The 7,748-nt window shown below is 67.4% G+C and carries 8 protein-coding genes and 2 pseudogenes; 4 read left to right on the top strand and 6 right to left on the bottom strand.

Annotated features, from left to right (window positions below):
* The coding region (locus ABN028_RS33090) for a hypothetical protein (protein ID WP_349699342.1) at positions 1-269 on the top strand (269 nt) is incomplete at its 5' end.
* Between the two features lie 49 nt (positions 270-318).
* Here ABN028_RS33090 and ABN028_RS33085 read toward each other — a convergent pair.
* Positions 319-528: pseudogene (locus ABN028_RS33085) on the bottom strand (MmyB family transcriptional regulator); the annotation flags it as partial.
* A 68-nt stretch (positions 529-596) separates the two neighbouring features.
* Between ABN028_RS33085 and ABN028_RS33075 the strand changes: the two are divergent.
* Together ABN028_RS33075 and ABN028_RS33070 are read left to right on the top strand one after the other, a co-directional pair.
* Positions 597-1,570, top strand: a pseudogene (locus ABN028_RS33075) (aldo/keto reductase).
* Between the two features lie 127 nt (positions 1,571-1,697).
* Positions 1,698-2,534 (top strand): class I SAM-dependent methyltransferase, encoded by an 837-nt coding sequence (locus ABN028_RS33070; protein WP_349699338.1) that lies wholly within the window; start codon positions 1,698-1,700, stop codon positions 2,532-2,534.
* Between the two features lie 93 nt (positions 2,535-2,627).
* Here the strand turns inward: ABN028_RS33070 and ABN028_RS33065 are convergent, their stop codons facing one another.
* The 5 genes from ABN028_RS33065 to ABN028_RS33045 all read right to left on the bottom strand — a co-directional run bounded on the left by ABN028_RS33065 (position 2,628) and on the right by ABN028_RS33045 (position 5,847).
* The gene (locus tag ABN028_RS33065) at positions 2,628-3,773 is read right to left on the bottom strand and encodes an RNA polymerase sigma factor (protein WP_349331706.1); all 1,146 of its coding nucleotides are present in this window, start codon (positions 3,771-3,773) and stop codon (positions 2,628-2,630) included.
* Positions 3,770-4,183, bottom strand: coding sequence for a YciI family protein (locus tag ABN028_RS33060; protein ID WP_502879236.1), 414 nt, complete (start codon positions 4,181-4,183; stop codon positions 3,770-3,772). The genes ABN028_RS33065 and ABN028_RS33060 overlap by 4 nt, the downstream gene beginning before the upstream one ends.
* A gap of 182 nt (positions 4,184-4,365) precedes the next feature.
* On the bottom strand, positions 4,366-4,866 hold the full coding sequence (locus ABN028_RS33055) for a pyridoxamine 5'-phosphate oxidase family protein (protein WP_349331704.1): 501 nt from the start codon (positions 4,864-4,866) through the stop codon (positions 4,366-4,368).
* A gap of 78 nt (positions 4,867-4,944) precedes the next feature.
* The gene (locus ABN028_RS33050; protein WP_349699337.1) at positions 4,945-5,130 is read right to left on the bottom strand and encodes a VOC family protein; all 186 of its coding nucleotides are present in this window, start codon (positions 5,128-5,130) and stop codon (positions 4,945-4,947) included.
* A 150-nt stretch (positions 5,131-5,280) separates the two neighbouring features.
* Positions 5,281-5,847 carry a helix-turn-helix domain-containing protein gene (locus ABN028_RS33045; RefSeq protein ID WP_349331703.1) on the bottom strand — a complete coding sequence of 189 codons (567 nt, stop codon included), beginning with the start codon at positions 5,845-5,847 and terminating at the stop codon, positions 5,281-5,283.
* A 73-nt stretch (positions 5,848-5,920) separates the two neighbouring features.
* Between ABN028_RS33045 and ABN028_RS33040 the strand changes: the two genes are divergently transcribed.
* Positions 5,921-7,510 carry an FAD-dependent oxidoreductase gene (locus ABN028_RS33040; RefSeq protein ID WP_349699336.1) on the top strand — a complete coding sequence of 530 codons (1,590 nt, stop codon included), beginning with the start codon at positions 5,921-5,923 and terminating at the stop codon, positions 7,508-7,510.
* The last annotated feature ends 238 nt before the right edge of the window (positions 7,511-7,748 follow it).

The raw sequence follows: 7,748 nt of genomic DNA, 5'->3' as shown, positions 1-7,748 counted from the left end.
CAACGGCCGAACAAACACCTCAGGCTTACGAGCCATCACCACCTCCAGCAGCAAGCCTCCAGACTCACCACCGGACCGGTCAACACGACACGATTACGTCATCAACGTTTCCGGATGAGGCACTAGCCAACACCTGGAGGGCGTCGGCTGTCGGCGTGCCGGCCAGTGCGGTGTACACCAGAAGTGTGAGGCCGAGGTCGGAGGGGAACTCCATGGGCCTCGAAGTTGAGGTCGAGGTCGCCGACGACCGGGTGGCGCAGTTTTCTTGACGCCGGTGCGGTGGAAGCGCACGTTGTGTGCGGCCCATCGGGTGCGGAAAGTTTCGCTTCGGGTCGACAGTTCGCCGATGAGGTTGGTGAGGGCGTTGTCGTGCGGGTTTCTCCCCGCCTCTGACCGCAGGATCGCGGCGATGTCGGCGGCTGCACGTTCCCAGTCGACGAAGAAGTCCCTCGAGGCCGGGTCGAGGTAGACGAAGCGTGCGGTGTTCGCCGCGCCAGTGAGCGTGTGGACGCCCGAGGAACTGCGCAACTTCGGCGGACCCGCGCCGGAACACTTCGGCTCCTGCCCCGCCGTACACAAGAGCTGTCACGGAAGGAATGTGTCATGGAGTACACGCGCTTGGGGAACTCGGGACTGAAGGTCAGCCGGATCGCGCTGGGCTGCATGAGCTTCGGTGCCCCATCCCGAGGCTTCAGCGAATGGGCCCTCGACGACGACGCCGCGGAGCCGATCTTTCGGCGGCCGTCGAGCTCGGCATCACGTTCTGGGACACCGCGAACGTCTACGGCTACGGCAGCTCGGAGGAGATCGTCGGGCGAGCCATCGAGAAGTACACCCGCCGGGAGGACGTCGTGCTGGCGACGAAGGTGTTCTTCAAGATGCACGACGGTCCTGCCGGCTCAGGCTGTCGCGCAAGGCCATCCTGGAGCAGATCGACACATCCCTTACGCGGCTGGGAACCGACTACGTTGACCTGTACCAGATCCCCCGCTTCGATCCGGACACGCCCGTCGAGGAAACGATGGAAGCCCTCCACGATGTCGTACGTTCCGGCAAGGTCCGGTACATCGGCGGCTCGTCCATGTGGGCGTGGCAGTTCTCGAAGCTGCAATACACCGCTGACCTGCATGGCTGGACGCGGTTCGTTTCCATGCAGAACCAGTACAGCCTGATGCAGCGGGAGGAGGAGCGGGAGATGTTCGGGCTGTTGGCCGACGAGGGCGTGGGCAGCGTCCCGTGGAGTCCGCTCGCCAAGGGCCGTGTGGCCCGGCCGTGGGGCACGCAGACACATCGCGCCTCCACCGACCCGGTGGGCCGTCGGTTCTTCGAGGCGCAGGACAAGCCCATCGCGGATGCGGTGCAGCAGGTCGCAGAAGCGCGTGGCGTGCCCATGGCACAGATCGCCCTCGCCTGGGTACTCCACAATCCCGTCGTCACCGCGCCCATCGTCGGACCCACCAAGCAACATCACCTGGTCGACGCCGCCGCGGCACTGGGCATCCAGCCCACCGACAGCGAGATGCACGCCCTCGAGGAGCCCTACACCCCGCGTCTGCCCACAGGATTTTGACAACCATCCTCACGGTCCCGGCCCGAGTGCTCGGCTACTTCCAGGCGTCACATGCGGAATGCACCTGCCCAGCTGTGGCGTCGGATCACCGACCGGCCGCGGATCGCCTCGCCAGTACCATCCTGAAATGGACGCCAAGGAATGGACGTGGGACGAGACGCTGTTCTCCGGGAGCGCAGCCCACTACGGCATCGGCCGCATGCCCTACCCGCCCAGCCTCGCCGACGCTGTTTGCAATGAACTCGATCTCGACGGCACCGGGCGACTGCTGGACGTCGGCTGCGGACCCGGGTCGCTCACAGTCCTGCTGGCACCCCGGTTCGCCTCGGCAGTAGGCGTCGACGCCGACCCCGGCATGATCGCCGAAGCACAGCGCCGGGCCGGGGAGGCGGAGGCAGGCGCCATCGAATGGCGGCATCTGCGCGCCGAGGACCTGCCAGCCGACCTGGGCACGTTCCAGGTCGCCTCGTTCGCCCAGTCGTTCCACTGGATGGATCAGCCCCTGGTCGCCCGGCGCGTCCGCGACATGCTCAGCCCAGGTGGGGCCTGGATCCACGTCGGTGCCACCACGCACCGTGGTGTGACCGGTGAGCACCCGCTGCCGCACCCGCCACCACCGTGGGAACAGATCGAGGACCTGGTCGCCCGGTATCTCGGACCAGTACGCCGGGCCGGACAAGGCCACTTGCCGCAAGGCACCCGCGGAGGCGAGGAGGCCGTCATGCGACAAGCCGGTTATACCGGCCCTACCCGGATCACCATCGACGAGGAACGGATCGCCGACCGGAGCATCGACGAGATCATCTCGGCGGTGTTCTCCCTTTCCAGTTCGGCACCGCACTTGTTCACCGACCAACTCCCCGCTTTCGAAGGCGATCTGCGCCACCTCTTGCAGAAATCAGCCCCGAACGGCCGCTTTGCCGAGCGGGCCAGTGCCGTCGAGGTCGTCATCTGGCGTCCCTGACGCCGTCGAGGGAAACGGGGCGTCAGCCCTGTATCCAGACCTGTATGGAGATGGTGAAGGAACCCTCGTCGGTGTATGCCTACCGTCCGCCGCTCAACTGCGCAGCTGCGCGTTGAGCCGTGCGGCCTGTCGCGTGAGGTGGTCGCGTTCGGGGAGATTGGGTGCTGATCGGGCGGCTTCGGCGTAGAGCCGTGCTGCGGTGACTGGGTCACCGTCACGCTCGTGGAGGTACGCGGCGGCCGCCGTGTGGCGGGGCAGGGAGGGGTCGAGCTCCGCCAGGGCAACCAGTCCGGCCCTTGGGCCGTCGGCCTCGCCGACCGCGACGGCGCGGTTGAGGCGGGCTACCGGGTTGTCGGTGAGCCGCAGCAGTTCGTCGTACCACTCGACGATCTGCACCCAGTCGGTCTCCTCGGCCGTCCGCGCGTCGGCGTGCAGCGCGGCGATGGCGGCCTGGGCCTGGAACTCGCCCAGGCGGTCGCGGGTGAGGGCCGCTTGGAGGACGTCGACGCCCTCGGCGATCAGGCGGGTGTTCCACAGGCTGCGGTCCTGCTCGGCGAGGGGCACGAGGCTGCCGTCGGTGCGGGTCCGTGACGGGCGCCGCGCGTGGTGGAGCAGCATGAGCGCAAGCAGGCCCGCCACCTCCTCATGGTTGATCTTGGCCGCAAGTTGGCGGGTGAGCCGGATCGCCTCGGCGGCGAGGTCGACGTCGCCGGAGTAGCCCTCGTTGAAGACCAGGTAGAGCACGCGCAGCACGGTGGCGACGTCCCCGGGCTGGTTGAACCGGACGCCCGAGACGGTCCGCTTGGCCCGGCTGATCCGTTGGGCCATGGTCGCCTCCGGCACGAGGTAGGCCTGCGCGATCTGACGCGTGGTCAGGCCGCCGACCGCGCGCAGCGTGAGCGCGACGGCCGAGGCCGGTGTCAAGGAAGGGTGAGCGCACAGGAAGTACAGCTGGAGCGTGTCGTCCACCGCCTCGCCCGGGGCGGGCATGGGCTCGCCCTCGACGCGTTCCTCGCGGTGCCGTCGGGACGTGTCGGCGCGGGCAGCGTCGAGGAACTTGCGCCAGGCCACGGTGACCAGCCAGCCCTTGGGGTCCCGCGGTGGGTCGTCCGGCCACACGCGCACGGCCTCGACCAGGGCGTCCTGCACGGCATCCTCGGCCGACGCGAAGTCGGCCTTACGCCGGACGAGGACCCCGATCACCGCGGGCACCAGGTCCCGCAGCAGCGACTCGTTCATTCGGTGACCGTGGACTGCTCGCCGTAGAACGGGCGAACCTCCAGCCATTCGTAGACTGGCTTGCCGCCAGGCCCGGGGGCCGCCGACAGCTCCCCCGCCAGCTGTACCGCGCGGTCCCACGACTCCACGTCGATGATGTACCACCCGGCGATCAGGTCCTTGGTCTCGGCGAACGGCCCGTCGGTCACCGGCGGCCGCCCCTCACCGTCGTACCGCACGAACGCGCCGTCGGGCGCCAGCGCCTGGGTGTCGACGAACTCGCCCGTCTCCTCCAGCCGGGCCGCGAAGTCGCGCATGAACCGCACATGCGCGTCGACCTCGTCCGGTGTCCACTGGTCAATCGGCCCGAACTCCGCGGCGGGGGCCGGGCCACCCCGGTAGTGCTTGAGCAGCAGGTACTTGGCCATCATGTTCTCCTTACGCGAACGGCCCATTGTGGCCGTGTTCACTGCGGGGACGGAGCGGGGAGCGGGTTCTCGACATCCCACCGGGACGTTTTCCTGGGACATTTCTGGCGGACTTCACAGACCCCGTGTGCCGCGGTGGGGTCGAGGCATGGGCGATCCCCCCACTGCGAGCGACCGCGCGCCGCTCAGCCGTGCTGACGCTCCTCCCGCTGTCGGACCAGTTCCTCGACCGCGCTCGGCAGAGTCGTCTCGAAGTCGATCAGCTTCGCCCAGGTCGGGGTCACGACGATCCGGACCATGCCGTCGTGGTAGAGCGAACGCACCTCCGCCTCCCACTCGACCCGCTGCTCGGGCGTCATCTCGTAGGTGCTGGTCGCCCGGAGATACTCGTCCGGGATGCCATCGACGTAGTCCAGCTCGGCGCGGCCGCGGATGAGCAGGATCTTGGGTGGGTGCACCTCGGTGTCGATCGTCAGGGCGACCGTCGGGTTGTCGCGTAGGGCCGGGAGCTTCGGCGCGTTCTTCGTCGTGCACATGACGATCTCCGAGCCGTTCCAGGCGAACGCGATCGGCACATTGCGGGGTGTGCCGTCCTTGGCGACATAGGCCAAGCGCGTCAGGTCGCGGGCCAACAGTTCCTGGCTGATCGGTCGGTTCAGTACCTCGGTGATCTCGTTCGGTTGCATTGTTGTTCCTCCCGTTGCCGTTCTCGGTCTCTCCAGGCGGATCGTTCTGGTGGGTCGCAGGTCGGCCGCGACGGGCCGCTAGCCGAGATCCTCGGCCAACCCGATGAAGATCCCCTCAGGGCCGCGGACGTAGCAGAGCCGGTAGCTGTCCTCGTACTGCGTCACCTCACCGACGAGTTCCGCGCCTTGAGTACGCAGGCGGGCAGCGACGTCCTCGATGTCGTCGACGACAATGCCGACGTTGTCCATCCGCCGAATCGTCATGGTGTTCTCCTTCCTCGCGCTGGCCGTTGTGGCCACTGGTGTACCTAGGACGGAGCCAGCGCCGCATTCTCGACACCCTGAACGTGCTGAGTTCCAGAACCTGCTGGCAGTCGCCGCCCTGGGGCGCCGAGGTCTTACGCTCTTGGATGGCTACCCGGTTTCGCGGTGGATGTGGGCGTGGTGGCCGTCTCGATCGAAGATCATGATGAGCTCGGCCGGGCCGTCGATGGCTGCGAAGGCGTGCGGTGTCATGGTGGCGAACTCGGCGGCCTCGCCGGTCTCGACGGTGATCTCGCGTTCGCCGAGGGACAAGCGCACCCGTCCTTCGGTGACGAAGAACCAGTCGTGACCGGGGTGGACCCGTTGCTCAGCCGCTTTGCGGGTTGGTTCGAGGCGCATCTTGACCGCGGTCGTGCTGTCGGTCGGTCGGCTCAACATCCAGGTTGTGCGCTCGCCCGTGCTGTCCGGCGTCGGGCGGATGACCACATCGTCGTCGCTGCGCACGTCGAGCAGGGCGTCGAGGTCGACATGCAGGGCCGTGGCCAACGGCAGCAGGATGTCGAGGCTGATCGTCCGCTTGCCGGTTTCGACGCGGCTGATGGTGGAGGGGCTGAGGTTGGTGCGTGCGGCGACCTCGTCGAGCGACAAGCCGAGCGTGGTTCGAAGACTCCGTAGCCGCGTCCGAACCAGCTTTTCGATCTCCCTGGGTTCCGTCATCGCCTCTCCATGTGTTTGCGGATACTGCAAGTAGCCTCGCACATATCGCCAGGGTGGCGTAGCGTCCGGGGGCATGAGTGATTCAGACTTCCGTCCCATAGAACGGCACTGTGACGTCGCGGTCGTCGGTGGATCAGCGGCCGGACTTGCTGCCGCGCTCCAAGTCGGGCGTCAGCGCCGGTCGGTGATCGTCATCGACGCCGGCGATGCACGCAACTCCCCCGCCGCGCACATGCACGGCTACCTCGGCCGTGAGGGGGTCACGCCTTCAGAGCTGACCACCGTGGGTCGCGAGGAGGTACGTAGCTACGGCGGTGAGGTCCTCGCCGGTCGGGTGAGTCGTGTGACCCGGACCGATGACGACCACTTCCGCGTCGAACTCGTCGATGGTCACTTCGTCGTCGCCCGTCGGGTCATTGCCGCCACCGGTCTGGTGGACGTGCTTCCGGACATCGACGGAGTGGCCGAGCACTGGGGGCGCGAGGTCATCCACTGTCCCTTCTGCCACGGGTTCGAGGTCCGCGACCGCCGCATCGTCCAGATCGTCACCCACTCCATGGGACTGCACCCCGTCGGGTTGTTTCGCCAGCTCAGCGAGCGGCTCACCGTCGTGCTCCACAACCCTGTCGGCATCGACGAGTCCGAGATCGACGTCCTTCGGGCGGCCGGCGTGGACATCCGATCCGGGCCGGTGGGCCGCATCGTCACGGGCGCGGACGGCCACGTCGCGGCCGTCGAGCTGGCCGACCACGAACGCATCGACGCCGACGCGGTAGTGGTTGGTCCTCGGTTCAGGGCACGCGCCGAACCGTTTGCCTCGCTCGGTCTGCGACCGGTGGCGCACCCGTCCGGGCTCGGGGATGTCGTGGAGACCGACGCGACCGGGGCAACCGCGATACCGGGTCTCTACGCCGCCGGCAACGTCACCGATCCGAGCCAGCAGGTGTTGCAGGCCGCCGCCGACGGCAGCCGCGTCGGTGCCATGGTCAGCTTCAGTCTCGCAGACGACGACATCCGAGCCGACGCCCGACGATCAGGCAACGAGGCCGACTGGGATCATCGCTACGCCGGCGACCAGATGTGGAGCGGCAACCCGAACGGCACACTCGTCAACGAGGTCGGCGGACTCGCGCCTGGCCGTGCACTCGACGTGGGCGCCGGCGAGGGCGGCGACGCACTCTGGCTGGCCGAACAAGGTTGGAAGGTGACTGCCAGTGACATCTCCCAACGCGCACTGGACCGTGTCAACGCCGAGGCCGAGCGCCGCGCTCTCCACGTCGTCTGCCACCGCGCTGACGCGAACGCAGTCGATGCATTTGAAACCGCAGCGTTCGACCTCGTGTCAGCGCATTACGCATCGATTCCCCGCACTCCCGATGGCCGCGGTGTTCGCAACCTGCTCAACGCCGTTGCCCCCGGCGGCACGCTCCTTGTTGTGAGCCACGACCTCGAGCCGATGCGTGCGCCGACCGGCAATCTGGCCCACAGTCGACCGTTCGACCCAGACGCCTACCTACGAGTCGACGACTTCGCAGCTATGCTCACCGACTCAACCGAATGGAACATCGAGGTTCATGAGAAGCGACCTCGCCCGGCGGGTGCCGCCTCTGCTGCCCACCACATCGAAGACGTCGTGCTCCGAGCCCGACGAAGCGCCAGTTGACAAGATTCCGCGTTCCCCCGACCTGCCCTTGAACCGCGCCGACGACACGCCACCATCGATGAACTGCTTGAACTCCACGAACCGCTCAAGGGCTACCTGATGTGGATGCAACAATCGGATCTACTGGCGCTGAGCGTTGCTTGCAGCGTTGTCGGGCGCGGGTTCGATCTTTCATCGCCGGTGGTTGTGGCGCGAGGAGAGGCGATCAATTGGCTGAATGTCACGGGGCCGATGAGTG

Origin of the sequence: Actinopolymorpha sp. B17G11 (assembly GCF_040196095.1) — a bacterium.
GTDB lineage: Bacteria > Actinomycetota > Actinomycetes > Propionibacteriales > Actinopolymorphaceae > Thermasporomyces.
Note: the sequence above shows the minus strand (reverse complement) of the source record. Positions and strands in the feature narration are given on the sequence as shown.

Excerpts from the sequence above, each read along its gene's own strand:
- ABN028_RS33070 (WP_349699338.1), top strand. The coding sequence starts at position 1,698 with ATGGACGCCAAGGAATGGACGTGGGACGAGACGCTGTTCTCCGGGAGC.
- ABN028_RS33065 (WP_349331706.1), bottom strand. The coding sequence starts at position 3,773 with ATGAACGAGTCGCTGCTGCGGGACCTGGTGCCCGCGGTGATCGGGGTC.
- ABN028_RS33060 (WP_502879236.1), bottom strand. The coding sequence starts at position 4,183 with ATGATGGCCAAGTACCTGCTGCTCAAGCACTACCGGGGTGGCCCGGCC.
- ABN028_RS33055 (WP_349331704.1), bottom strand. The coding sequence starts at position 4,866 with ATGCAACCGAACGAGATCACCGAGGTACTGAACCGACCGATCAGCCAG.
- ABN028_RS33050 (WP_349699337.1), bottom strand. The coding sequence starts at position 5,130 with ATGACGATTCGGCGGATGGACAACGTCGGCATTGTCGTCGACGACATC.
- ABN028_RS33045 (WP_349331703.1), bottom strand. The coding sequence starts at position 5,847 with ATGACGGAACCCAGGGAGATCGAAAAGCTGGTTCGGACGCGGCTACGG.
- ABN028_RS33040 (WP_349699336.1), top strand. The coding sequence starts at position 5,921 with ATGAGTGATTCAGACTTCCGTCCCATAGAACGGCACTGTGACGTCGCG.